Origin of the sequence: Bartonella sp. WD16.2, assembly GCF_002022505.1 — a bacterium.
In the GTDB taxonomy this organism is placed as follows: domain Bacteria; phylum Pseudomonadota; class Alphaproteobacteria; order Rhizobiales; family Rhizobiaceae; genus Bartonella.
Map to the genome: position 1 here is coordinate 1,076,677 of NZ_CP019781.1, position 25,566 is coordinate 1,102,242.

Below are 25,566 nucleotides of genomic sequence, written 5' to 3' on the forward strand. Positions count from 1 at the left end.
TTAAGAATTAATCGTAAAATAAATTTACTGAATAGTTTTAAGCGTTTCCTACAGTCTCAAATAAAGCATATTGCAATGCCTTATAAGCACTCTCACCCATCCAAGCTACCATCTGAAAAGCAGTATAATGACTTTCACAAACTCTGAGCGCATGGATCAATAATGTTTCAACTTGTACAGGGGATGGATGTACCCCACCAGCTAAAAGAAGGCCTTGCCGATAAATAACTGAATTATCTCCTTGCCAATAATCAAAATGCCCTAGTAACAACTTTTCATTAATTGCCAATAATAAGCGGTGTATTTCCGCCGTTCGAGTACTTTCAATAGAAAGATCAAATGCACAAGCTAAATGAAGAGCTTCATGCTCTTCCACCCATGAAAAAGCAAGATGATAATTAGCCCATTTTCCTTCCACGCAAACATTAATTTCATCTTCTGCATTCCGCTCAAAAGACCAGTCGTATTTATAGGCAATCTGTTCGATAAAATCGACTGGATGCTCTTCTCTTTCCGCGGTGCTAAAGGCAAGCCTCATCATTAACCCTCAAAATTTAAGAATGTTATCAATACAGCGCAAAATGGTTACAATTGTAATAACATTTGTTACAATTAAGCTTTTACACCAAACAAAATACACAAAAAACGTAGACAATATACGATACCCACAACAACACAACAGGTGATGTTTCTCATGGTATATAGCTTGATAAAGATAAAACGAATCACCAAGCTATTTCAGTGTATTGATACAATCTCATAGTGCCAGCCCCCTGATTTAAAAAAAATGCTTTTTTATAAAAAACGAATCCAACAATAAATTAATGATTTGCTTTAACAGATTCAGAATTAAGCATTTTTTAGTTTCGTGCATAATATTGAAAAATTGGGGATTATTTTTTGAGAATATAATTTTTATATTAAAATTATATTAGTTTCCATCATGAACTCTATTTTTCTAAATCATCAAGACGTTTTGCCAAATCAGCGTTTTCTGCACGTACTTTAAGAACCATTTCCTTAACCACTTCAAATTCTTCACGTGAAACAAGATTGAGCTTATTGACTATCTTCTCAGTTTGCGAATGAAAAACTGTTTCAGCTTCATGCCGTACACCTTGCGCAACACCAGCTGCATCTGTCATCAATTTTGCTAATTCGTCAAGAATACGGTTGGGTCCATCATGCATGAAATTTTTCCTTAATTTTAGCCAATTATGTATGCATTATAGTGCATTTTATGAAACGTAGATATTGTATTTGTTTCTTTTACAAAATCCACTGTAATTTTTCTATCCTCCTCTTACATCTATAAACAATAGTGATCTATTCTCTTCTTACCTTGACCATTGTGTGTTCATCTGTCATGCTTTAACAACTTATAATTTCATAAATGTAAAGCGCTTCCTGATGAACGACTTTCCTTTTTGTCCTGCTATTAATTTTCCTACCTTTCTTGATCCTGTTATTATCCATTTAGGCCCCATAGCGCTACACTGGTATGGGCTTGGTTATGTCGTAGGCATTCTTTTTTCTTGGTGGTATGCACAAAAATTATTAGCAAAAAAATTCTTGTGGTACGCAAACCAACCTCCCATGGATCAGCATAAAATAAGTGATTTTGTTATCTGGGCCACTATAGGTATTGTTGTTGGTGGTCGTTTAGGACAAGTACTTGTGTGGGATCTCGCGTATTATTTTAACCATCCCAGCGCCATTATTGCGGTATGGACTGGAGGAATGTCTTTTCATGGTGGTCTTATTGGTACTACCATTGCAATGATCTGGTTCGCTCATAAAAATAACATTAACACCTGGACAATGTTTGATATAATTGCCGTAGGTGCTCCCGTAGGTATCGGTATTGTGCGAGTGTGCAACTTCATTAACCAGGAATTATGGGGTAATGTTACCACCGTTCCTTGGGCTGTTTGCTTCAACCACGATCCTCAATATCTACCACGCCACCCAAGCCAACTTTATGAAGCATTAATGGAAGGACTTCTTCTTTTTATCATATTAACTATTGCCATTTTTGCTTTTAAAGCATTAAAACGCCCTGGAACAGCAACTGGAATATTTATTTTAGGTTATGGAATAACGCGTAGTATTTCAGAAATTTTTCGTGTTCCCCAAGAAGACCCAGAGTGGTTTTCTTCCCTCTTTTATTCTACTGGATTTACCTATGGAATGGCACTATCTCTTCCTATGATTCTTTTTGGCTTTTACGCACTTCTTCAAGCTTTCAGGAATCATTCTATAAAATAATGGCCACTCTAAAAGAGAAAATTAAAGAAATTATTGCTGTCAACGGGCCAATAACTGTTAATCAATACATGACATTAGCCCTCACAGATCCCCAATTTGGCTATTACCAAACACAAGAACCTTTTGGATCCACCGGTGATTTCATCACTGCACCTGAAATAAGTCAATTATTTGGAGAGATGATTGGTATTTGGGTTCTTGCAAGCTGGAAAGCTCAAGGTAGCCCCAATCCTTTTATTCTAACTGAAATAGGCCCAGGGCGCGGAACACTTATGGACGATGTTTTACGTACCATTCAAAAATTATGTAAAACAGCTTTCAATGCCGCTGAAATTTTTCTTATTGAAATAAACCAACGTCTTGCAACAGAACAAAAACAGCGTCTTTCCCCTTATCAAAAACATATTCATAGCATTGAACATTTTAATCAAATACCTTCAGGGCCTCTTTTTCTCATTGCTAATGAGCTCTTTGATGTGCTTCCTATCCACCAATATATCAAAATCAACGGAGAATGGAAAGAGCGTTGCATTACACTTGATCAAGATGGTCATTTCACCTTTATAGCTGGAATGCATCAATTTTCCTCTGATGACTTACCAATCTATTGTGCTAAAATGCCTAACGGAACAATTTGGGAGCACGCCCCCTTACGTAACCAACTGATGCAACAAATTAGTAATCGCTTAATACAAGATAAAGGTTCTGCTTTACTCATTGATTATGGTGCTTCTGATTGTGCATTTGGAGACACATTGCAAGCTATTTCAAAACATAAATTTCGTGATGTTTTTGCCAATCCAGGTAAACATGATTTAACATCACATGTTGATTTTTTCTCCTTAAAAACCATAGCTCTTCAACAAGGTTGTTTTGCTGAAATTCTAGAACAAGGAGATTTTCTTTTAAAAATGGGAATTCTTGAACGCGCAAAACAGCTTAGCATTAACAAAGACACCTTGATCCAAAATAAAATCCGTCAAGATATTGAACGGCTTGTCAGCCCAGATCAAATGGGTAAACTTTTCAAAGTTCTCCATGTTAGTGATCAATCTACTACTATCTCTAACTTTTTTGACTTTCAATAATGACAAAGAATTGACAAGTACTGTTGTCTCGGACACCATTGCTTGTTCAAACAATTATGGGGAGCTTTCGTGAAGCCTGTCCTTAAACCTATCCTTGCAAAAGATCTTCTTGCTTTACATAAATACGGGATAAAACATGGTTTTTTTACGCGTCAAGGCGGAGTTTCACAAAACCTTTATCACAGCCTTAATGTCGGCCAAGGTTCAAATGATCATCCTAAACATATTAGGCAAAACCGCATATTAATCGCGAATTATTTTGATATTGACATAAAAAATTTGATCACTGTCAATCAAGTACACTCCTGTGACGTAGTAGTAATTGATCAAGCTTTCACTGGTGAACGTCCTAAAGCTGATGCTCTTGTTACAACTGCAAAAGGTTTAGTAATCGGCATTCTTACAGCTGATTGCGGACCAGTTCTTTTTGCTGATCCGTACGCAGGTGTCATCGGTGCCGCGCACGCTGGTTGGCGAGGAAGCTTGAATGGAATTTTGGAAAAAACAATTTTAGCTATGGAAGAACAAGGTGCCAAACGACAATCAATAACAGCAGTACTCGGACCTTGTATTGGTCCCAGTCACTATGAAGTAACAAACGAATTCTATAATCAATTTATGAATCGCAATAATCAATTTAAAAAATATTTTTTAAAAACAGATAAAACAAACCGTTTTCATTTTAACCTATGGGCATTCATTATCAACCAATTAAAACAAGCAGGCCTCAATGCTTCTTGTTTGAAACTTTGCACTTACCAAGATGAACAACGTTTTTTTTCCTACCGTCGTGCAACACATCGTAATGAATCTGATTATGGGCGACAGATTTCTGCTCTTATGTTAGAAAATGAAAAATAAGTTTTTTACCTCAGAAACATATCATAACTGCAAAATAAATTTCTTAATCTAAATGAAAAAAGATACATTCGATTATGTTTTTTTGTTTAGTAAAATAACCTATAAGTCCGTAAATTATGATAATTTAAAACCTTGTTTCCGGATACTTGATTTGTCATAATTAATAGCAAAATAATTCTTTTAACCCATACTAAATAAAATTATAATTGCTTTTGTAATTGTTCCCTTGCAATCTAATAATAAAAAGTTAAAAGCTGTATTAAATTCTATCATGATTATTCAGGGGTTTTATCATGAAAATTTTCTGTGGCAATTCTAACCCACATCTTGCTGAAAATATCGCAAATTATTTAAGCATTTCCCTAGGTGAAGCAACCGTTAAGCGTTTTGCAGATCAAGAAATTTTCGTAGAATTGCATGAAAATGTGCGCGGAGAAGATGCATTTGTGCTGCAATCAACCTCTTATCCAGCCAATGATCATTTGATGGAATTACTCATCATGATTGACGCTTTGCGTCGTTCTTCAGCACGTCGTATTACAGCTGTTATACCTTATTTTGGGTATGCTCGCCAAGACCGTAAACCTGGACCACGTACCCCTATTTCTGCAAAACTTGTTGCCAATCTGATTACTCAAGCGGGTGCCCATCGCGTTTTAACATTAGATCTTCATGCAGGACAAATCCAAGGTTTTTTTGATATTCCTACTGACAACCTCTATGCTGTTCCCGTCATTTCTCGTGATATCAAAATGCGTTATTCTCTTGAAAATGTTATGGTTGTTTCACCCGATGTTGGTGGTGTGGTACGTGCACGCTCCTTAGCCAAGCGCTTAAACAGTCTACTTGCTATCGTTGATAAACGTCGTGAACGGCCAGGTGAATCAGAAGTAATGAACATTATCGGAAACGTAGCTGGAAAAGATTGCCTCCTACTAGATGATATTGTTGATTCAGGTGGCACTCTATGCAATGCAGCAAGCGCTCTTCTTAAGCATGGAGCAAACAGTGTTACTGCTTATATCACACATGGTGTTCTTTCTGGAAACGCCATCGAACGCATTACCAACTCAGAAATGAAAGAATTAATCATTACTGATTCGATTATGCCAACAACAAAAATTGAACAAGCACATAATATACGCGTTTTGGCTATTGCCGACTTAATAGGAGAAGCAATCGCAAGAACAGCAGCAGAACAGTCTGTCTCAAGCTTATTTGACTAAAATAGTATCTTTGGGTTTCCTGAAGCCTTTATAAATTGAAACCGAGAAATACCTGAAATTTTTACTACTAAATCAATACGCACAATGCAAAATTCACGCTTTTCCAAATAAGTCAAAAATCAGATCAATGGGTCTTCCTTACAACTCTTGCATCTCTAAAGGGTTTGAATTATAGAGTAAGCTTCTGCGTAGACACCCTTGGAGGCAACGCAGAATGGAGCTAATTGCTGCGTTGCAGTATATATCTTCATATTCATGCAAAAGCTACTCGTTGTTTTTGATGAATCTCCAATCATGTAAGAAGGATTTAACCATGAGCAAGAGTTATACTCTTAAGGCCGAAATACGCGAGCGGGTTGGTAAGGGGTCCTCCCGTGAACTTCGCCGCAACGGTCTTATTCCAGCAGTTATCTACGGTGACAAACAACCTCCTTTGGCAATTGCAGTTTCTTATAAGGAAATTTTCTACAAAATTCATGCAGGTGGCTTTCGTACTACTGTCGCCACCATTGAAGTTGATAAAAAAAGAATTCAAGTTCTACCAAAGGATTATCAACTTGATCCGGTTCGTGATTTTCCTATGCATGTAGATTTCTTACATGTTTCAGAGAAATCAGTTGTGCATGTAAACATTCCTGTACATTTCCTCAATGAAGATACAGCTCCAGGTATTAAACGAGGTGGTGTCTTAAACATTGTTCGCCATGAAATTGAATGTACTGCACCAGCAAATGCTATCCCTGAAGCGATTAACATTGATCTTTCTAGTTATTCTATTGGTGACTCTATCCATATTTCGGCAGTACAATTACCAGAAGGTGTAACTCCGGTTATTCAAGATCGAGACTTTACCATTGCAACCATCGCAGCTCCTGCCAGTGCAAATGTGAGCGATAATTCAGAACAAGAGAGTGATGAAAATAATTAAAACCTTATAAATTTCAGTAGGTGGGAAGTTTTCCCACCTATTTTGAAGTATTTTGCTAATCATTTAATACTTTTATACTTCATTGAAAGCGTATATGTTACTCATTGCTGGTCTTGGCAATCCTGGTTTATCCTACCAAAATAATCGCCATAATATTGGTTTCATGGCTGTTGATGCTATTCATCAGTTCTTTTCTTTTTCTCCATGGTCAAAAAAATTTCAGGCTGAAATTTCTAATGGTCTCATAAATGGTGAAAAAATTCTTCTTATTAAACCTCAAACTTTTATGAATTTATCTGGTCAAGCCATCAGCCAAACCTTGCGATTTTATAAACTAGAATTGAATAATTTTATTGTTTTTTACGATGAACTAGATTTACCTCCTGGGAAAGTGCGCGTAAAAATTGGAGGAGGAAGTGGAGGACATAACGGCATAAAATCCATTGATAGCCATTGCGGTAATAACTACTGCCGTGTACGCTTAGGGATTGGACATCCTGGTCCCAAAGAATTGGTTCATCAACATGTTTTAGGCAATTTTACAAAATCTGATCAAGAATGGTTACTTACTTTATTAAACACAATCGCGAATAATATTGCTACCCTAATAAAGGGAGATGTTAATCAATTTATGAACAAAATTTCATTGGTAATGGAGAAAAAAACTCATGATAAAATATAATTTCTTTTAAGCAGGCGTAATAATGAACAACTTTTTACGACCTTTATATATGATACACTCCTTTTCTAAGGAGAATAATATCGAATTCATCAGACAAAACTGTCCAAGCTTATATGGCCATCGGAATTACAAAGAAGCCCTTTGATGAAAACTTACAGCACATTTCACTATAGCTACAAAACTACCACACGTGAACCATTAGGAACACGATCATAAAGATCAATAATATCTTGATTGAGCAAACGGATACACCCACTTGAAATAGCCTGACCAATTGACCATTCTTCATATGAACCATGAATACGGAAAAGCGTATCCTGACCATTTTTAAAGAGATATAACGCCCGCGCACCTAATGGATTATCAGGCCCTGGCGGCATCCCTTTCCCTAAATGACCGTATCGTTCTGGTTCCCGAGCCATCATTGCCGCAGTTGGAGCCCAAGACGGCCATCGACGCTTATATTGCACAACTGCTTCGCCTTTAAACTCTAAACCTTCCTTGCCAACGCCAATGCCATAACGCATAGCTTTTCCATTTTCACCAACAAGATAAAGAAAGCACTCCTGAATATCTATAACCAACGTACCAGCCGGATAAGAAGTATCATAATCTACTTGTTTACGCAAAAATTTTGGATCAATTTCTGCAAGATCGATTGCAGGTAATAAATAAGGTTCATTCGTTACAGGCCCATATAAAGTGCGTAGTTCCTCTGGTATGAAGCGAACTTGTTGAACAGAAACAAAAGACTCACTGGGCTGATGTGTAGCACAGCCAACCAACACTAGAGAAACAGCCATTAAAAAAGCACGACGAGATAACAATTTTATATTTCCGCAATTATTTGATTTAATATAAATTATTTAATCCTACAGTTTTCTATACTATAAAAAACTTAGCACACTGTTAACGTTGATTTATAATTTTATGACTATTAAAATAGGGAATGTTTAGAATTTGTCGATTAAAAAATGATAACAACTCGCTAAAATCGTCATAATTGTTTCAGTTTATCTTTTTTACCACTACAAAAGCTGAAGACTAGAACTCTTCTTTAAACATGTCATAAAAGCGCCAATAAAGTATATCTTAAGCCATTATAAATAAATCATAATCTAATAAGAGAGAGAGCCTATGGGTTTTAAATGTGGTATCGTCGGGCTGCCTAATGTCGGTAAATCAACTCTTTTTAACGCGTTAACAAAAACAGCTACAGCACAAGCAGCTAATTATCCTTTTTGCACAATCGAGCCTAATACCGGTGAAGTTGCTGTGCCAGATTCACGAATGGAAAAAATCGCTTCTATTGCTGGTTCAAAAGAAATCATTCCTACACGTATCAATTTTGTTGATATTGCAGGACTTGTCCGTGGAGCTTCAAAAGGTGAAGGTTTAGGCAATAAATTTTTAGCCAATATTCGTGAAGTCGATGCCATTATCCATGTACTACGGTGCTTTAAAAATGAAGACATTACCCATGTAGAAGGAAGGATTGATCCTGTTTTTGATGCTACAACTGTTGATACAGAACTCATGCTTTCAGACCTTGAAAGTCTTGAACGGCGAATCATACAAGTCCGTAAACGTGCAATCGGAAAAGACAAAGAAGCTTTGGCAATCCTTCCTATAATGGAAGCAGCATTAGAATTATTACAGAAAGGAGATCCTGTACGATTATTGCTTAAAAATATTTCCTCTGATGAACAACGTATTCTTCATGGTTTGAATCTTTTAACCTCAAAGCCTGTGCTTTATGTTTGCAATGTCGACGAAAATGAAACTGTTCATGGCAATGATTTTACTAAAGCGGTGGAGAAAATAGCTGCAGAGCAAAACGCGCAAAGTATTACTATTTCTGTTTCCATTGAAGCTGAGATCGCTCAACTTGCTGATGAAGAAGCTATAGAATATCTTCATGTCTTAGGATTATCTGAGCCTAGCTTGAATCGACTTATCCACGCTGGTTATCATCTACTTGATTTAATCACTTATTTCACTTGTGGACCCAAGGAAACACGAGCCTGGACAATCGCCCGTGGTACTAAAGCACCTCAAGCAGCTGGTGTCATTCACTCAGACTTTGAACGCGGTTTTATTCGCGCACAAACTATTAGCTACGAAGATTATGTTACCTTGGGTGGAGAGAACGCAGCGAAAGAAGCAGGAAAAGCCCGTGATGAAGGTAAAGAGTATATCGTACAAGATGGGGACATTATGTTGTTTAAACATAATACTTAATATTATTATTTCTTTAACAACTTAAAATATTTTTTGCATAAAATTGTTTTCATATTCTCAAAGAGCACTATTCAATAAAAACAGCCGCACCATGAGAGCGACTGTTTTATTTATCAAAGACAGAAATATAAAAACTAGCGTATCAAATAGTCTTCATATTTAAATTTTGGAGCTTCTTTTAAAGCATTCTTTGTTACATTGACCATAAGCTTCCACTTACCATCATCACTTTTCATCTGGATTTTTTCTGGAGAAACAACAACATAATGCTCACCCATACCTAAAAAACCACCAATGCTAATAACAATCCCATCGATATTATTCTGACGCAAAATAATATCTTTTACCTCACCAATTTCTTCATCTGTTATATCGTATACATCCACACCAATAAGGTTTGAAGCAACAAAATCAGTTGTTAAAGGCGTAACATAACGTGCAATCATATCTGCCTTAACTCGTACAATACCTGTTGCCGAAATCTTTTCATGTTCAGAAGGCAATAAAAATTGGGCATAGGCACTAGAAACCATTAAAATTGATGCGAGAGCAGTGATAGCAATTTTTTTCATTTTACATTCTCCATTTTTACTTTACATGCTCTCAATGCACAGTAATTTGATTTGTTCCCTATGGGCTTTTAAGATTGGCTTGTTCTATTTTTGTGTGTTCCTTCAATTATGCGATTTCTTTTTGAATTTCTTATCTCAATTATGTTAAACTTAGTTTTTATAAGATAAACAGCACCTAAAACATTGAAAAGTAAAATAATATGAGAACTGGTTATCTTAAAAAATCTACGTTATGAATTATCAGTTCAAATTTTAAAATAGAGACATCATGTATGATAATGTTTCGTTGTTTCTAAAATTCCACTTTCAAAAGAAATACCCAAGTACTTATTAAAGAAATGTATTTTCAATCAGTTTGATATACATAATACTTTTACACTCTTTGGAACATAAATTTTATTGAATATATTAAGGAATATAAACTCTCTCTACTTATTGTATATAGATAAAAGCCCGTGTAAATAATTCTCTCTAAAGTTTAGAATAAACAGTTATTAAATAAAAAAACAACACCTTTATTCTCTAGGGAGAGTTGTATAGATCTTCTATAGATAAATATGTAAAATCATATGGAATAGCGTATGCCACTTCACATCGCTCTTTTTCAACCGGATATTGCTGGTAATACTGGAACAATCTTACGCCTTAGCGCTTGTCTTGGCGTACACGTGCATATTATTGAACCAGCGGGCTTTAACTTATCAGATCGTAACCTTAAACGAGCAGGTATGGATTATCTTGAACATGCCTTGTTGGAACGTCACATTGATTGGCAACACTTTATTGAAACCATGAGACATTTTAATCGCCGTCTTTTACTTTTGAGTACAAAAGCAAAAACATATTATACAGATATACGCTATCAAAAAAATGATGTTTTACTTTTTGGCCGTGAATCAGCAGGTGCCCCTAATTATGTTCGTGAAGCAGTTGATCATATATTAACAATCCCTATGCAACCACACGCACGCTCTTTAAATCTCGCAATGAGCGTAGCCATAACAACCGGTGAGGCCCTTCGTCAAATTGGTTATAATAAGATAGAAAATATTGTATAAATAAAGAAGTAGAGAGTTACTCATAAAAAACTTAGTATTACTGTTTAATTTTTTCTAATAACTCATCACGATCCATTAAAAATTCGCTTTTAACCCAGATTTTTTCTAGCTCTTTAAGCTTTTGACCTAAAAGTACTCCTTGAGCTAAACCTTTTTTCACCAAATCTCTGCCACTTATAGGAAAAGTTGGAATCTGCCATTGTTGAGCCAGATGATAAAGTTGAAGATAATATTTTGCTTTTTCCAAAATTTCGTCTTCATCTAAAATACCAGTACAGACAGATGCCAAGGACAAGGATAATTGATCTAATACAGGCTGTCGTCCATGAAAATAAATCAATTTTTTTACACAAATATCTGAACAATTTGGATTGATCATCCCTAACTTTGCCCATTCTTGTAATCGCTTTTTTTCTTCATTAGACAAACGTAAACGATGAGCCATATCATAAAGACGTACGGGATCAGGAGGTAGTAAACTTTCTAAGCGCAGCAATGAATCAGCTTTCCAAGCAAGAATGTGTTCTATTTTCACAAGTGGGTGAATTGTATCAATACCCCATTTTTCTGTTTCAGGTAAAATGAGTGTTAAAATACCACTTTGACGCATCCACAAAAGAGCACGTGTTGGATCAGAAGCAGTAAGAAGCTTTTTCATTTCTCCCCAAATACGCTCAGGTGAAAGTTTGTGCAAACCTTGTTTTAAAGAAATGCACGCTTTCAACCCTTGCGCATCAGGTCGCCCTCTCCCATACCAAGCAAAAAAACGAAAAAAACGTAAAATACGTAAATAATCTTCACAAATACGATCCTTCGCAACACCTATAAAACGTATCGTTTTGCTTTCAATATCGTTCAAACCTCCCACTTCATCATAAAGCTGACCAGATGCATCACAATAAAGCGCATTTATAGTAAAATCCCGTCGCTGAGCATCCTTTTTCCAATCACGACAAAAAACGACTTTTGCATAACGACCATCTGTTTCAATGTCAGAGCGAAGAGTTGTAACCTCATAACAACGTGACTCGATGACAACTGTTACTGTACCAAAATCAACGCCTGTAGGAATAGCTTTAAATCCTTCCTTTTCCACGCGCTTTATAACCTGCTGCGGCAAACAGGTCGTAGCAATATCAATATCGCTAATGGGCTGATTCAAAAGCTGATTACGTACTGCACCACCAACAATACGTGCCTCTTCACCATCCAACGATAAAATACGAAGAAGTGTTTGAATATGGCTGTTTTGCAACCAATCAACCTGTCTGAAACTTTGTGGCATGCTCATCCACTTAACCTTTTGAACAAATTCTTAATGCTTCCCTCCACTTGAATAGTCTATCACACAATAATTTGTAATATATTCCTCATAAGTTATAATCCCTCCTTCATTAATGCACTTCTCTATCTGCACACAAATTAAAAAAACAGCTTATCATGCTTCTTTTTTCTTTATTTTCTGCTACAAACTATAAATATTTATTATCGTATAAAAGAAATTATTACTTTGCGACAACTGTTTTAAGGAAACAATATGAATCAAGATGATACGTTATCTAATGCCACCAAAAAGGCTAGTGTAAATAAAGATACCAAATCGATCGTTGATGATATTGATGCAGCGTATAAAGAATTAGCTACTCTACAAAAAGCAATCGACAAAGTTATTTTTGGACAAAGTCACGTGATTGAATATACCTTAACAGCCATTTTGGCCGGGGGGCATGCCCTTCTTGTTGGCGTTCCAGGGCTTGCTAAAACGCGTCTTGTTGAAACATTAAGCCTTGTTTTAGGACTTGATGGAAAGCGCATTCAATTTACACCAGATTTAATGCCATCAGATATTATAGGTTCTGAAATTATGGACTTAGATAAAAACGGTAAACGCTTCTTTCGTTACATTCAAGGCCCTGTTTTCGCCCAACTTCTTATGGCAGATGAAATTAACCGTGCTTCTCCTCGTACTCAATCAGCTCTTTTACAAGCCATGCAAGAATATCATGTGACTATTTCTGGCACTCGTTATGATCTGCCAAAACCTTTTCATGTATTTGCAACACAAAATCCTCTCGAACAAGAAGGAACCTACCCACTTCCTGAAGCACAACTTGATCGCTTTTTGATGCAAATTGATATTGATTATCCTGATCTTACTACGGAACGGCGTATTATTTTAGAAACAACAGGTCAAAAAAGCCAAACTGTAAAACCAGTTCTATCGACCAAAAAACTACAAAAAATTCAAACAATCGTCCGTAAAATACCTATTTCTGAAAATGTTGTTGAAACCATTTTGAAACTAGTGCGTTCGGCTCGTCCAAATGAAGATAATTCCTTTGCAAATACTTATATTGCTTGGGGACCTGGCCCTCGAGCATCACAAGCTCTTTCTCTTTGTGCTCGCGCCCGTGCTCTTTATCACGGGCGTCTATCCCCCTCACTTGACGATATTAAAGCATTAGCTTATCCCGTATTACAACACCGCATGGCACTTAATTTTTCTGCACGTGCTGATAATATAACCATCAAAGATATTATCGCTAAGCTTGTGAAAGATGCTCTTTAATGGCTATTGGCAAAAAAGTCTCTAAAAAAAATCCACAGTCGTTTATTGCAAAACTGCATAAAGATGTAGGAAATATGCCCCACCTTCTTTTACAAGCACGCCTTATTGCTAATACACTAATGGCTGGTTGCTATAACCAACGTAAACGTGGCAATGGAGATAATTTTTGGCAGTTCCGTCTATATGTTGAAGGAGAATCCACAACACATATTGATTGGCGTCGTTCTGCACGTGATGAACACACTTACTTACGTGAACGTGAATGGGAAACAGCCCAAACAGTTTGGATCTGGCCGGATCAAAGTGCTTCCATGCACTATTGCTCACGCTTTTCTAAAATCTCTAAAGGCAATCATGCGATTATTCTTTCCCTTGCATTGGCAACACTTCTTGCACGAGATGGTCAATATATCGCTATTCCTAATTTAATGGCTCCCATCATGGCATCTAATATAGCAGAACGCATGGCAATAGCTTTAACAAATTACCAAGCTGAAAATCCATTTCCAGATTTCTCGTCTATTACTCGCTTTTCACAAGTCATAATAATTAGCGATTTTCTTGATCAGCCCGAACAAATCATTCAACATTTAAAAATTTTGGTGGCAAAACAGGTCAATGCACATTTAATTGAAGTTGCTGATCCTGCAGAAGAGCGTTTTCCTTACAAAGGACGTACAGAATTTTTTGATCCTGAAACCAAACAAAAGCTTCTTTTAGGAAAAGCAGAAAACCTTCGTAAACATTATTGCAAACTCTACCAAGAAAGACGGGAAAAATTAATAAATTTCTGCTCACGCCAAGGATGGAGTTATCATGTGAGCACAACTGATCGACCTTTAAAAGAAACTATCTTGCAACTTACAAATAGAATGAATACCTCTACACCTCATACAGGGAGGGAACTTTGAGTTTTGAAGCTCCCTTAGTTTTGCTTGGGCTTTTAGCCTTACCAATCATTTGGTGGTTGTTGCGAACAACACCTTCCACGCCTCATAAAGAGCCTTTTCCTCCTTTACGCCTCTTGCTTAAACGAACTAATCAGCAAGAAACAGCTAACCATACACCTTGGTGGTTGTTATTGCTACGGCTCGCTATGATAGCATTAATCACTATCGCCTTAGCACGCCCTATATGGAACCAAAATTCCATTATCTTTTCCGGACCTCAACCATTGGCACTTATTATTGATAATGGATGGGCGTCTGCTGAAGAATGGAAAAAACGTATTACTGTTGCAAAATCCTTACTTGTACAAGCAGAAAAACATAAAAAAAACATTTATTTACTTGCAACAGCTGAGAATAACACCCAAGAAATTGGTCCTTTTTCTGCAGAAGTTGTAAGACAACATTTAACGCATTTGCAACCTCAACCATGGCCCGTCAATCGAGTACAAGCATTTAAAAAACTCATTGAAAAAACTGGCGAAAAACCTCTTGATATTGCTTACTTAAGTGATGGCTTACAAACAAATGAAGATAAACAAGTTCTTACTTTCATTGAACAATTAAAGCCTAAAACACTCTTATGGTATTCAGATGATATTTCTCGTTTGATTGGCATAACAGGCATAGTCAATAACGATGGAAATATGGCAGCACGTATCATTCGCGCAACCACCCATAATAAGTCCATGACGACATTAAGCCTTTATGATTTCAAAAGTCAGCTTCTTGGGCGTTTTACAGCACACTTTCATGAAGGAGAAACAACAGCTCTTGTTCCTCTTAACTTACCTCTTGAACTACGCAATGACATTGCATGGATAAAAATTGATAACCATGCTCAAGCTGCCGCAACTTTTTTAATTGATAGCCGTAACCAAATAAGTCGCGTTGCTCTTCTATCACCAAGCGTTAATGAAATGGTGCAGCCTTTATTGTCTCCACTTTACTATGTCATCAAAGCATTGCAGGAACATGCACAAATTATAACAGCTGGCGGAGGAGAACTTTCAATTGATATTGATCACTTACTCAAACAAAATCCGTCTGTTTTCATTATGGGTGACATTGCTAATATGTCAAAAGAAGCAGAAAAAAAACTATCTAATTTTGTGAATAAAGGGGGAGTACTTATCCGTTTTGCTGGAGAGAATCTGAGTTCTACAGAACAATATGACAGTTTATTACCTGTACCATTACGTTCTGGTGAACGTTATCTTGGAAGTACTATGTCATGGGCTAAACCCCAAAAATTAGCACCTTTTGCAAAAAATAGCTTTTTCTTTGATCTTCCTTTTCCAGAAGAAGTCACTGTTTCACGTCAAATTTTAGCAGAACCAAGCTCAGATCTTTTTGAAAAAACATGGCTCAGTCTTGCTGATGGTACCCCTCTTCTTACAGCTGCTAACTATGGAAAAGGCATACTCATTTTTGTCCACATTGCGCCTGATCCTATATGGTCAAATCTTCCGCTTTCTGGATTTTTTGCTCAAATGTTGCAAAAGCTTACCACGCTTCGTGTACATGACCAGGAATCCCCTATACAAACACAGACAACAACGGCACAAAGCCCTTGGCGAATATTAAATGCTGACGGCCAATTACAGATACCCTCCGCTCATATCTCTCCACTTGTCATTGATGTACAAAAGCCACCCCTTCCATCCTATGATACACCACCTGGATTTTACGGTTCTAAAAATAATCTTTATGCATTGAATTTATTAAATCATTCATCAAGTTTAACGAAACAATTGTCATTACCTGCCTCCTTAGGCAATGACCTATTATCCTATGATACACAAGAAAAACACTTTGCTGGACCACTTTTAGGGCTAGCTAGCCTATTTTTAGCGCTAGATAGTTTTTTAGTGTTATGGATGGGAGGAGCTTTTCTTTTTAATCGACGAAGTAATATGTCCCTCCTACTTCCTCTGATAGCAAGCTTTATCGTCTTATTGTCTTATTCACCAATCACTTATGCACAAACTGTGGAAAAGCATGATGAAATCATGGTGCAAGCAGCTGGTGCCACCCACCTTGCTTATGTTGTGACTCATAATCATGAAATTGATACAACAAGTAAAAGTGGATTAGAAGCACTCAGTCAATTTATCTCAGAGCGTACAATGCTTTCACCTGGCTCTGTTGTAGCGCTTGATCTTGATAAAGATGAACTTTCTTTTTATCCTCTTATTTATTGGCCTATTGACGCTAACGGCCCCATGCCAACGCAAAAAAGTCTTGAAAAAATAAATGCTTTTATGAAACATGGTGGTACAGTTTTATTTGACACCCGTGATCAAATAAGTACCAATCTCAGTCTTGAAGAAACTGCTACCCCAGCCACACAAAGATTGCGTGCTATTTTAAGCGGATTAAATATCCCAACCATTGAACCGGCATCAACTGATCACGTTGTTACTCGTTCTTTTTATATTATGCCTGATTTTCCTGGACGCTATCGTGGTTCACCTTTATGGGTTGAATCATCATCAATAAATAAAAAAAATAAAAACTCTATTGCTACTGGCGATAATGTTAGTTCTCTTCTTATCACTGCCAATAACTTCGCTGGTGCTTGGGCACTAGACGAGAACGGTACATGGAAATACCCACTTGTCCCCAATGATCCTATGCAACGCCTATGGGCATTTCGCGCAGGACTGAATATTGTCATCTACATGCTCACAGGTAATTATAAAGCCGATCAGATTCATGTTCCTGCATTGTTAGAGAGCTTTAACAGAAAAAAAAGTCAATGATACCATCAATCACTTTTCAGTCTCTTTTACCCATTCCCTGGCTTCTTTTTTTAGGGGGACTTCCCGCCTTTTTTATCATTATCGGCCTCATTACGCAGCGCTCCGGAGCCTTGTTGCGTTTTATAGCATTAAGCTCAATCATTCTTGCTTTGCTTAATCCAATGATAATAAAAGAACAGCGTGAACCTGTTAAAAGCACTGTGGGTATTGTGATTGACCAAAGCGAAAGTCAAACATTTGGTACACGTGCAGATGATAGTCATAAAGCACGCATACAATTAACAAATGAGCTATCCCGCTATTCACAATTTGAACTGCGTTTTATTGAAGCTGGAAAACTTTCTGAAAACCATTATGCACCATCAACAAATTTATTTAATGCTCTGACACAAGCTATAGCTGATATACCCCCATCTCGCTATGCAGGAACAATTTTGATCACAGATGGACAAGTGCATGATATTCCAAAATTGTCAGAACTTCATGATAGTGCGCCAATTAATGCTCTTATAACAGGGAAAGCCAATGAATTTGATCGTCAAATTAAGTTTATTTCTCCTCCCCGTTTTGCTCTTATCAATAAACCACAAGTACTTTCCATCTTGGTAGAAGATAAAGGCCAACCTCAAGAATCTATACCAGCACAAGCAAATATTTTTATAAGTGTTAATGACCAAGAGGTTGGCCGTTATTCTGTAACTCCTGGTACTATTTTTCAAACTGAAATCACTCTTCCTCATGCTGAAAAAAATATCGTTCAAGCTACAACTGACGCTTATGAAGGTGAATTAAGCTTCGAAAACAATCGCGCCATTGCTGTCATTGAAGGAATTAGAGAAAATTTGCGTGTTCTTCTTATCTCGGGTGCACCTTACAATGGTGAACGTACATGGCGTGATCTTTTAAAAAGTGATTCTAATATTGATCTTGTTCATTTTACTATTTTGCGTCCACCTGAAAAAGCAGACAATACACCTTTGAACCAATTATCACTTGTTGTTTTTCCTACAACCCAATTATTTGTTGAAGAAATCAATAATTTTGATCTCATCATTCTTGACGGCTTTCAGCATTCCAATGTGTTACCATTGATTTACTATGATTATATCACCCAATATGTACAAAAAGGTGGTGCATTACTTATAGTAACAGGACCTGAATTTGCTAATGAACAATCACTTGCTAAAACACCTTTAATAAGTGTCCTACCAGCATTACCAAATGGTACCATTATTCAAAAGCCTTTCCGCCCTACATTAACCACAGAAGGCGAGCGCCATCCTGTTACGCGAGATCTTGCTACCCCTGCCCACCCAGCTTCTCAATGGGGGCGGTGGTTACGACAAATTGCAATTCAAAGCACAAACAAAAGTGTTCCTATTATGAAAGGAGCTGATGAACAACCACTTTTGCTTCTCTCTCATATGGGTAAAGGTCGAGTAGGCATGTTGCTTTCTGATGAAAGCTGGTTGTGGGCGCGAGGTTTCGAAGGAGGAGGTCCTTACGCTGCTCTTTATCGTCGCATTGCTCATTGGCTCATGAAAGAACCAGAACTTGAAGAAGAACGATTAAGTAGTGTAAATGATCATCATCATTTAACAATTCGTCGACAGACACTTAAAGAGCAGCCAGAGCCAGCCGAAGTGATTTTCCCCTCTGGAAAAAAACAAAAGATCATTCTCACAAAAGAACAAGAAGGTGTTTTTACAGGAACTGTAAATACCAATGAAACAGGAATCTTTACCATCCACAATGGTGATCAAACAGTGTTTTCTCCTATAGGCTCACTCGATAGCCTTGAATTTTCTGATTTAATTTCAACAGAAGAAAAACTAGCCCCTATCAGCCAACACACTGGTGGTCATGTAGTGCGTTTGCATCATGGGAAAAAAGAGGGCATTCACCTTCCTCCCATTAAATTGATTCAAACGAAAACAAAATCAATATCTCCTCGTACTCAATCAATTGTTCTGAAAGAAGCAACAGAAACCCGTTTGATTAGTGTTTCATATTTTCCAATCTTTTCTGGATTTTTAGCTCTGATCACCTGCTTTTTACTACTCAGTAGCACGTGGTATCGTGAAAACCACTAAAAAATTCTAAGCGATTTTTAATCACTTTAAGATGGCTTAAATCCATTTTTTACGGAAAGAATGTATATTAGCTACATGAACGATAACGTACTTTACCATGTGCCATTTTTAACGCATCTTCTTGTAATTCTAAGACTAATAATCGTCGTGGGTTTACTGGCGCAGGCATTTGTATTTGTTTATGTTGTACATTTTTAAAATTGAAACGGCCATAATAATCCTTATCCCCAATCAAAATAACCAAAGGAACATTACAATTTTCTGCTGCTTTTAATGTCATACGTACTAATTTGCTTCCTACACCAATATTCTTATGGTCAGGATGAACAACAAGAGGACCTAATAAATAAGCAGTTTGTATACCAATGTATATAGGTGTCATCCTCACAGAACCAATAACATAGTCTCCCAAACAAGCAACAAAAGAAAGTTGACGATCATGCTTACCATCTTCTCGCAGTAAATAACTTGCACGCACAAAACGACCAGGACCAAAAACTACTTGATTGATTTGCTTAATTTGAGCCTCATGATCAATTGTTTCAGGCCAATAGCTTATTGTATTATCAATTGCAGAAAAAGGAGCGCAAGATTGAGAAGTAGACGATGAGTTTATCATAGATCGTTCCTAAAATTAATATGCAAACAAAAAGCTAATTATTTTAACTTCGAAAGTTTTGATTTATTATCACTAATTTTTTCACACATTATCCACCCCATTTGAAAAACCTTGCTTTAGCACTCTTTTCTAACACCGTAAATGCTCACAAAGTTTTCTTAAAACTTTCTAGCAAACTGTTTTTATTTTATACCCCTCTATCGCTTCTAACAATAAATCGGTTTATTTTTCTATTGCCTAAATTGTTTTCAGCACTATGCTAACATTTATGTTTTATCTTGCCCATATATCGGATGTACACCTTTCACCTCTCCCACAGCCTTCTTTATCTGAGCTTTTTGGGAAGCGTCTTACTGGTTATTTTAATTGGCAAAAAAAACGCAAAAACCAAATGACAACAAGTGTTTTAGACACTTTAATGCATACCCTAAAAAAGGCAAAACCTGATCATCTTGTAATTTCCGGTGATCTCGTCAATCTTTCTCTAGATAAAGAATTTGAACAAGCGTGTCGTTGGTTACGTGCACAAGATCATCCTAAAAATATTTCTTTAACGCTTGGTAATCATGATGCCTATGTTCGCGGAGCATTTCAAAAAGCTTGTATCGCCTTTCAACCTTGGATCACAGGTGATCTTCCTCAAAGTGATGCTTTTCCTTATATGCGCGTTCGTGATAATGTAGCTATTATCAGTGCTTCTTCAGCCATCGCTACACCATTTTTCCAAGCTGCCGGCTATTTTGATAAAATGCAAGCACAAACTTTATCCCAACTTCTAAATGAAGCTGCAGAACACAATCTCTTTCGTATCGTCATGATACACCATCCTCCTTTTCATAATGCGACCTCTTGGTATAAAAAATTATGGGGTATAGAAAAATTTCTAGACGTTATAAAAAATCACGGTTGTGAACTTATTCTCCATGGCCACACCCACCTACCTACATTAAACTTTATTGAAGGAAAAATGAAAAAAATTCCTATTGTAGGTGTTTCTTCTGCATCACAAATCTTTGGAAGCAAGAAGCCACCTGCCAATTTCAACTTGTTTGCTATTGAGCGCTTTCATCAGCAATGGCACTGCCAGTTACAACGTCATAGTATTATTAATCAAAATAATGAAATAATGTGTACTGAAAAAACTGATCTTTAGTATTTTTAAAATTACTAATCCTAAAACATCCTGTAGTTTACACTTTTAAAACAATATTATAATTAACTACAAAACTCAGAGTTGCTGGATATAACAATTATGATGCCATTATCAATTATAATGCCTCATATTTTGCCGATGCATTACTTTCATATAACATCTCACTATCGTAGCATCTTCCTGTTAGAATAAATGTCTGCGATAATCCGTGATTGATATTTCTACACCTATACAAAATTCGATTATGCATTGTACGTAGAAAAAACAAATAAAAAGAAAACTTCTCACAAAAAAGGAATAGTCATTGTACCAGAAAAAAATTTGGCTTCACTTTCAGGTTCTATATGAATAGTAATACGTGCATTTTCAAATTCTACTTTAAGTGCTTTCTCAATTTTATTACAAATTTGATGTGCTTCTCCCACCTGCATCGCAGTTGGTACAACTAAATGAAACTCTATAAAAGTAACCCTACCAGCAATACGCGTGCGTAAATCATGTATTTCAATGGCCCCACACGCATTTGCTAAAATAAGATCATTAATCCGCATGGTTTCATTTAATTCTACTCCAACATCCATCAATCCTTGAACAGAATTATGAATCACTTTCCAGCCTTGCACAAGAATATGAATAGCAACCATTATTGCCAAAATTGGATCTAAAATAGTCCATCCACTTATGAAAGCAACAATGAGTCCTACTAAAATGCCAAAGGAGGTTAAAACATCCATCATTACATGCGCTCCATCAGCCTTAAGAGCTGGTGAATGATGAATTTTTCCTTGTCGAATAAGAATCAAACCCCAAAAATAATTTATGATACAGACTGCAAGATTAATACCAATCCATACTCCAGGCTGCTGCGGTAATTCAGCAGTCGAAAGAGCTAGCCATGCTTTTCTTAAAATCACAATTGCTGCAATAATGATCAATACACCTTCAAAAATAGCAGAAAAATATTCCGCCTTATGATGCCCAAAAGGATGATTTTGATCAGCTGGTTTAAGGCTTATTTTAACAGCCCACCATGTTGCTAAGGCAGCAATTATATTAACAATTGATTCCAAAGCATCAGAATAAAGTGCAACCGAACCGGTAATCTGATAAGCCCAATATTTCAAAGCAAAAACGATACAAGCCACTAAAATAGACCATAGTGTCAATCTTTGTATCTTTATCTTTGTACTCATAACCACACACCATTCTCTATTAAATGAAGTACAATATTTTGAGCAGCATACCCAATAAACATTATTGATATGCCTTTACACCATTCCTCAATATCAGATAGCTTTAAAATAAAACAATTATCGTAGGCCTACTGTTCGTGCAAAATTGCCACACCACAAACCATACTATAATCAACTGTAACAATTTGAATCTCTCCCATAAAAAGAAGAGACAGCTCTTAAGACGACACCAGATGTATCAACCCAACTGTTATAATTGCTTATTAAATAGACTGAACATCCTTGCTGCTTTATAATAGAAAAATAACTTTTTTAAATATACTTTATACTTACATATTGTTTACTATCATTTTCATTCAGCATAGCTGTTACTGCATAAAATACAAAAAAGCCAGTTAATATTATTGCTGTGATTTTATTCCCAAATGCATCAAAACTTATGGTTGTTATAAATAATTCTACTTAAAGAAAAATCATAAAGTGGATAGAATATTTATCAAAATTTTTATTTTGTGGTCTAAGTGTGTAATTTAAAAAGTTATTTTTAACTATGGAAAAAAGCTTTTTATAAATGGTTATTCCCACAAAAAAGAATCTGGGCATTGGGGACCCAGATTCTTTTCCCCTAAAAAAGGGACTACAGTCTTAGGAAATAGCGGGGACCTAATCCTGTACCCGAATGAAACCTCTCCTGTGCTGCACTCGGTATTTGTGTTTTATACCTATGGTTGTATTATGTCAATATATATTCTACTTTAAATTTAAAAAATAACCCATATTTTTGTTTTTTTTATTCAATCACAAAGACAACATTCACTATACTGGTGATTTAAAAAAAATAATGTTAGAAGCTCCACATGATTCTGAATATCACCACAATCCACGAAGCTGATGATCCGCGTTTGGAAACTTATCGTAATATTCGTGAAAAAGATCTCGTTGGACGGCAGCATCAATTTGTTGCCGAAGGTGAAGTGGTATTGTCGACATTGCTGCATTCAAAAAATTTTTCTACTTTGTCATTGCTTATTGTAGCAGCGCGCCTTCTTGGAATTATGCCCATTTTAAAAGAAACAAAACCAACCTGTCCTATTTATTGCGTCCCGCAAAAAGTCATGGATGATATTGCTGGTTTTCATGTTCATCGTGGTATACTCGGTATCGGTAAACGTAAAACTTTACCATCATTACAAAAGTTCTTACAAAATCTTCCAGAAAAAGCTTTAGTTCCAGTTTTATGTGGTATTTCTAATCATGATAATATGGGTGCTATTTTTCGCAATGCAGCCGCTTTTGCCAGTCACGGTATCATTGTTGATAAAACTTCGTGCGATCCGCTATACCGAAAAGCAATTAGAGGTTCTGTTGGTGCGACTCTAAAAATACCTTATACACAAGGCGCTGATATTGATAGTATTATTAAAACTTTAAATGATGCAGATTTTCATCTTTATGCTCTTTCCCCTTCTGCTCCACGTTATCTCAAAGAAGCAAAATCAACAAAACGCACTGCAATTATTTTAGGAACAGAAAGTGACGGTTTGCCAGCTCATATTCTGCAAAAATCAGAGACCTTACGCATTCCTATGGCTTATGGTTTTAATAGCCTCAATGTTGCTACAGCATCAGGTATCGCATTAGCACATTTTGCTGATTTTGATAAACTCAACTAAAAGCGAGAATACTTTAAGTTGTAAATATATACTTTTATTAGCTTACCCATTTCATTTGCATGCAATAGCTTCTTTAGTCTGAGAAAAAGTAATAGTTTTTGTTTCTAAATTATGCAAAACTTGCTTCAACATTGCTTCAGCACCTGCAGAACGTTCTGAATGTGTAATAAATCCTCCCCCAAGGACACGTGCTTCATTACTATTTTCATTATAAAAAACACAGGCTTGCCCAGGAGCAACTCCACTTTCGCTTTCTAATAAATCAACAGAAAAGACACCCTTTTGATAAAGTAAACGAGCTGGACGTGGAGGACGTGTCGAACGAATTTTGACTACCACATCAATGCCATCAGGAGGAAAATTATCTAATTGCTCATCACCAAGCCAATTTACATTACGCAAAAAGAGTTTATGTGTTTCCAACATCTCACGCGGACCAACAATAACGCGCGCATTTTCCGCGTCGAGATAAACTACATAAAGCGCTTCACCAGTTGCAATCCCAATACCGCGACGTTGACCAACAGTATAATTGATAATTCCTGAATGTTCGCCCAAAATTTGCCCATTGATATGCATAATAATTCCAGGATTTGTGGATTCTGGACGCAATTTTGTGATAACATCAGAATACTTCCCTTGTGGAACAAAGCAAATATCTTGACTATCGTGCTTATCGGCAACAACAAAACCCATTTTTGCTGCTATTTCACGAACACGTGCTTTTGAAAGATCTCCAAGTGGAAAACGCAAATAATCAATTTGCTCTTGCGTTGTGGCAAAAAGGAAATAACTCTGATCACGGTCAGCATCAAGAGGGCGAAACAATGCTCGATGCGCACCACAAGAACGACTACGAATATAATGCCCTGTTGCCAAAGCATTTGCACCTAATTCACGTGCAGTTGCTAATAAATCAGAAAATTTAACAGTTTGATTACAGGCCACACATGGAACAGGTGTTTCTCCATGTGTATAGCTTTCCGTAAAAGGATCAATTACAGCTTCACGAAATCGCTCTTCATAATCAAGAACATAATGAGGTATCTTCAATGTTTCCGCTATACGACGTGCATCTTCAATATCTTGTCCTGCACAACACGACCCCACACGATGCGTTGCAACACCATGATCATAAAGTTGCAAGGTAATTCCAACCACATCATAACCTTCTTTTTTTAAAAGGCCTGCCACAACAGACGAATCAACTCCTCCAGACATTGCAACAACAATACGAGAGTTTTCCGGCTGTCCTGGCAAATCAAGACTATTTAAAGACATATATTCATTCTCTAGTTAAAATACGCGTTAGTGAGTAAATTCATATACACACCATCTATTATCTCTTTATATTGTTTTTTTATCCTTCCTACAACTAATAGTATTAGATTTTTAAAGAAGCGACTCAAAACACAAAGGAAATGGATAAAAAACAAAGAAAACAAATTTTTTGCATTTTTTGAAATAAAAAAAATTTTATCGAAAATATCATAATGTACTGTTTTATTTACTTTTTATCCGTCTCTTTGCATTTGAATCGATTTTATTAATTTTTTTTCAACGTGTTTAGTTCTTTTTAAAGCTCACACTTTATAAGTATCTCAGGTCCTTGAACAAAAGTAGAGAATAC

At 36.5% G+C, this 25,566-nt stretch carries 22 protein-coding genes; 14 read left to right on the plus strand and 8 right to left on the minus strand.

Features of this window, described 5'->3' with window-relative positions:
- Positions 1 to 37: 37 nt before the first annotated feature.
- Positions 38 to 538 (minus strand): YbjN domain-containing protein, encoded by a 501-nt coding sequence (locus tag BWD162_RS04580; protein WP_078705628.1) that lies wholly within the window; start codon positions 536 to 538, stop codon positions 38 to 40.
- A gap of 412 nt (positions 539 to 950) precedes the next feature.
- Entirely contained in the window at positions 951 to 1,190 is a 240-nt protein-coding gene (locus BWD162_RS04585; protein WP_078705629.1) for an accessory factor UbiK family protein, read from the minus strand.
- A gap of 220 nt (positions 1,191 to 1,410) precedes the next feature.
- Here BWD162_RS04585 and lgt point away from each other — a divergent pair, with 220 nt between their 5' ends.
- From lgt to pth, 6 genes are all read left to right on the plus strand, one after another.
- Positions 1,411 to 2,268, plus strand: a complete 858-nt coding sequence (lgt, locus tag BWD162_RS04590) for a prolipoprotein diacylglyceryl transferase (protein ID WP_078705630.1) — start codon at positions 1,411 to 1,413, stop codon at positions 2,266 to 2,268.
- A complete protein-coding gene (locus BWD162_RS04595; protein ID WP_078705631.1) occupies positions 2,268 to 3,356 on the plus strand; it encodes a class I SAM-dependent methyltransferase in 1,089 nt (362 codons plus the stop codon). The genes lgt and BWD162_RS04595 overlap by 1 nt, the downstream gene beginning before the upstream one ends.
- Before the next feature lie 69 nt (positions 3,357 to 3,425).
- Positions 3,426 to 4,217 carry a peptidoglycan editing factor PgeF gene (gene pgeF / locus BWD162_RS04600; RefSeq protein ID WP_078705632.1) on the plus strand — a complete coding sequence of 264 codons (792 nt, stop codon included), beginning with the start codon at positions 3,426 to 3,428 and terminating at the stop codon, positions 4,215 to 4,217.
- A gap of 293 nt (positions 4,218 to 4,510) precedes the next feature.
- A complete protein-coding gene (locus BWD162_RS04605; protein WP_078705633.1) occupies positions 4,511 to 5,443 on the plus strand; it encodes a ribose-phosphate pyrophosphokinase in 933 nt (310 codons plus the stop codon).
- 313 nt (positions 5,444 to 5,756) lie between these two features.
- Entirely contained in the window at positions 5,757 to 6,371 is a 615-nt protein-coding gene (locus tag BWD162_RS04610) for a 50S ribosomal protein L25/general stress protein Ctc (protein ID WP_078705634.1), read from the plus strand.
- 94 nt (positions 6,372 to 6,465) lie between these two features.
- Positions 6,466 to 7,053, plus strand: coding sequence for an aminoacyl-tRNA hydrolase (gene pth / locus BWD162_RS04615; protein WP_078705635.1), 588 nt, complete (start codon positions 6,466 to 6,468; stop codon positions 7,051 to 7,053).
- Positions 7,054 to 7,226: 173 nt separating this feature from the next.
- On the opposite strand, the gene BWD162_RS04620 is transcribed toward pth, so the two are convergent.
- Positions 7,227 to 7,880 (minus strand): L,D-transpeptidase, encoded by a 654-nt coding sequence (locus BWD162_RS04620; protein ID WP_236824098.1) that lies wholly within the window; start codon positions 7,878 to 7,880, stop codon positions 7,227 to 7,229.
- Positions 7,881 to 8,190: 310 nt separating this feature from the next.
- On the opposite strand from BWD162_RS04620, the gene ychF reads away from it, so the two are divergent.
- Entirely contained in the window at positions 8,191 to 9,294 is a 1,104-nt protein-coding gene (ychF, locus tag BWD162_RS04625) for a redox-regulated ATPase YchF (protein WP_078705636.1), read from the plus strand.
- Between the two features lie 134 nt (positions 9,295 to 9,428).
- Here ychF and BWD162_RS04630 read toward each other — a convergent pair whose 3' ends face one another.
- Positions 9,429 to 9,866, minus strand: a complete 438-nt coding sequence (locus tag BWD162_RS04630) for a PRC-barrel domain-containing protein (RefSeq protein ID WP_078705637.1) — start codon at positions 9,864 to 9,866, stop codon at positions 9,429 to 9,431.
- Positions 9,867 to 10,447: 581 nt separating this feature from the next.
- On the opposite strand from BWD162_RS04630, the gene BWD162_RS04635 reads away from it, so the two are divergent.
- On the plus strand, positions 10,448 to 10,924 hold the full coding sequence (locus tag BWD162_RS04635) for a tRNA (cytidine(34)-2'-O)-methyltransferase (RefSeq protein WP_078705638.1): 477 nt from the start codon (positions 10,448 to 10,450) through the stop codon (positions 10,922 to 10,924).
- Positions 10,925 to 10,961: 37 nt separating this feature from the next.
- Here BWD162_RS04635 and BWD162_RS04640 read toward each other — a convergent pair whose 3' ends face one another.
- Entirely contained in the window at positions 10,962 to 12,215 is a 1,254-nt protein-coding gene (locus BWD162_RS04640; protein WP_078705639.1) for a CCA tRNA nucleotidyltransferase, read from the minus strand.
- Between the two features lie 246 nt (positions 12,216 to 12,461).
- Between BWD162_RS04640 and BWD162_RS04645 the strand changes: the two genes are divergently transcribed.
- The 4 genes from BWD162_RS04645 to BWD162_RS04660 are packed head-to-tail and all read left to right on the plus strand — an operon-like array spanning position 12,462 to position 19,298.
- Positions 12,462 to 13,493, plus strand: a complete 1,032-nt coding sequence (locus BWD162_RS04645) for an AAA family ATPase (protein ID WP_078705640.1) — start codon at positions 12,462 to 12,464, stop codon at positions 13,491 to 13,493.
- A complete protein-coding gene (locus BWD162_RS04650) occupies positions 13,493 to 14,404 on the plus strand; it encodes a DUF58 domain-containing protein (RefSeq protein ID WP_078705641.1) in 912 nt (303 codons plus the stop codon). The genes BWD162_RS04645 and BWD162_RS04650 overlap by 1 nt, the downstream gene beginning before the upstream one ends.
- Positions 14,401 to 17,205, plus strand: a complete 2,805-nt coding sequence (locus tag BWD162_RS04655) for a DUF4159 domain-containing protein (RefSeq protein WP_078705642.1) — start codon at positions 14,401 to 14,403, stop codon at positions 17,203 to 17,205. Before BWD162_RS04650 ends, BWD162_RS04655 begins: the two co-directional genes overlap by 4 nt.
- Entirely contained in the window at positions 17,202 to 19,298 is a 2,097-nt protein-coding gene (locus BWD162_RS04660) for a hypothetical protein (RefSeq protein WP_078705643.1), read from the plus strand. Before BWD162_RS04655 ends, BWD162_RS04660 begins: the two co-directional genes overlap by 4 nt.
- Before the next feature lie 67 nt (positions 19,299 to 19,365).
- Here BWD162_RS04660 and BWD162_RS04665 read toward each other — a convergent pair whose 3' ends face one another.
- The gene (locus tag BWD162_RS04665) at positions 19,366 to 19,917 is read right to left on the minus strand and encodes a GNAT family N-acetyltransferase (protein ID WP_078705644.1); all 552 of its coding nucleotides are present in this window, start codon (positions 19,915 to 19,917) and stop codon (positions 19,366 to 19,368) included.
- 256 nt (positions 19,918 to 20,173) lie between these two features.
- Here BWD162_RS04665 and BWD162_RS04670 point away from each other — a divergent pair, with 256 nt between their 5' ends.
- The gene (locus BWD162_RS04670) at positions 20,174 to 21,070 is read left to right on the plus strand and encodes a metallophosphoesterase family protein (protein ID WP_194284850.1); all 897 of its coding nucleotides are present in this window, start codon (positions 20,174 to 20,176) and stop codon (positions 21,068 to 21,070) included.
- A 284-nt stretch (positions 21,071 to 21,354) separates the two neighbouring features.
- Here BWD162_RS04670 and BWD162_RS04675 read toward each other — a convergent pair whose 3' ends face one another.
- Complete coding sequence (locus BWD162_RS04675) at positions 21,355 to 22,263, minus strand: cation diffusion facilitator family transporter (RefSeq protein WP_078706143.1); 909 nt, start codon at positions 22,261 to 22,263, stop codon at positions 21,355 to 21,357.
- A gap of 857 nt (positions 22,264 to 23,120) precedes the next feature.
- On the opposite strand from BWD162_RS04675, the gene BWD162_RS04680 reads away from it, so the two are divergent.
- A complete protein-coding gene (locus tag BWD162_RS04680) occupies positions 23,121 to 23,936 on the plus strand; it encodes a TrmH family RNA methyltransferase (protein ID WP_078705646.1) in 816 nt (271 codons plus the stop codon).
- A gap of 51 nt (positions 23,937 to 23,987) precedes the next feature.
- On the opposite strand, the gene mnmA is transcribed toward BWD162_RS04680, so the two are convergent.
- Positions 23,988 to 25,217, minus strand: a complete 1,230-nt coding sequence (gene mnmA, locus BWD162_RS04685) for a tRNA 2-thiouridine(34) synthase MnmA (protein ID WP_078705647.1) — start codon at positions 25,215 to 25,217, stop codon at positions 23,988 to 23,990.
- Between the last annotated feature and the right edge of the window lie 349 nt (positions 25,218 to 25,566).

Excerpts from the sequence above, each read along its gene's own strand:
- BWD162_RS04660 (WP_078705643.1), top strand. The coding sequence starts at position 17,202 with ATGATACCATCAATCACTTTTCAGTCTCTTTTACCCATTCCCTGGCTT.
- BWD162_RS04645 (WP_078705640.1), top strand. The coding sequence starts at position 12,462 with ATGAATCAAGATGATACGTTATCTAATGCCACCAAAAAGGCTAGTGTA.
- lgt (WP_078705630.1), top strand. The coding sequence starts at position 1,411 with ATGAACGACTTTCCTTTTTGTCCTGCTATTAATTTTCCTACCTTTCTT.
- BWD162_RS04630 (WP_078705637.1), bottom strand. The coding sequence starts at position 9,866 with ATGAAAAAAATTGCTATCACTGCTCTCGCATCAATTTTAATGGTTTCT.
- BWD162_RS04675 (WP_078706143.1), bottom strand. The coding sequence starts at position 22,263 with ATGAGTACAAAGATAAAGATACAAAGATTGACACTATGGTCTATTTTA.
- BWD162_RS04670 (WP_194284850.1), top strand. The coding sequence starts at position 20,174 with ATGCTAACATTTATGTTTTATCTTGCCCATATATCGGATGTACACCTT.
- BWD162_RS04585 (WP_078705629.1), bottom strand. The coding sequence starts at position 1,190 with ATGCATGATGGACCCAACCGTATTCTTGACGAATTAGCAAAATTGATG.
- BWD162_RS04605 (WP_078705633.1), top strand. The coding sequence starts at position 4,511 with ATGAAAATTTTCTGTGGCAATTCTAACCCACATCTTGCTGAAAATATC.
- BWD162_RS04665 (WP_078705644.1), bottom strand. The coding sequence starts at position 19,917 with ATGATAAACTCATCGTCTACTTCTCAATCTTGCGCTCCTTTTTCTGCA.
- BWD162_RS04580 (WP_078705628.1), bottom strand. The coding sequence starts at position 538 with ATGAGGCTTGCCTTTAGCACCGCGGAAAGAGAAGAGCATCCAGTCGAT.
- ychF (WP_078705636.1), top strand. The coding sequence starts at position 8,191 with ATGGGTTTTAAATGTGGTATCGTCGGGCTGCCTAATGTCGGTAAATCA.
- BWD162_RS04640 (WP_078705639.1), bottom strand. The coding sequence starts at position 12,215 with ATGAGCATGCCACAAAGTTTCAGACAGGTTGATTGGTTGCAAAACAGC.
- mnmA (WP_078705647.1), bottom strand. The coding sequence starts at position 25,217 with ATGTCTTTAAATAGTCTTGATTTGCCAGGACAGCCGGAAAACTCTCGT.
- BWD162_RS04680 (WP_078705646.1), top strand. The coding sequence starts at position 23,121 with ATGATTCTGAATATCACCACAATCCACGAAGCTGATGATCCGCGTTTG.
- BWD162_RS04595 (WP_078705631.1), top strand. The coding sequence starts at position 2,268 with ATGGCCACTCTAAAAGAGAAAATTAAAGAAATTATTGCTGTCAACGGG.
- BWD162_RS04635 (WP_078705638.1), top strand. The coding sequence starts at position 10,448 with ATGCCACTTCACATCGCTCTTTTTCAACCGGATATTGCTGGTAATACT.
- BWD162_RS04650 (WP_078705641.1), top strand. The coding sequence starts at position 13,493 with ATGGCTATTGGCAAAAAAGTCTCTAAAAAAAATCCACAGTCGTTTATT.
- BWD162_RS04610 (WP_078705634.1), top strand. The coding sequence starts at position 5,757 with ATGAGCAAGAGTTATACTCTTAAGGCCGAAATACGCGAGCGGGTTGGT.
- pth (WP_078705635.1), top strand. The coding sequence starts at position 6,466 with ATGTTACTCATTGCTGGTCTTGGCAATCCTGGTTTATCCTACCAAAAT.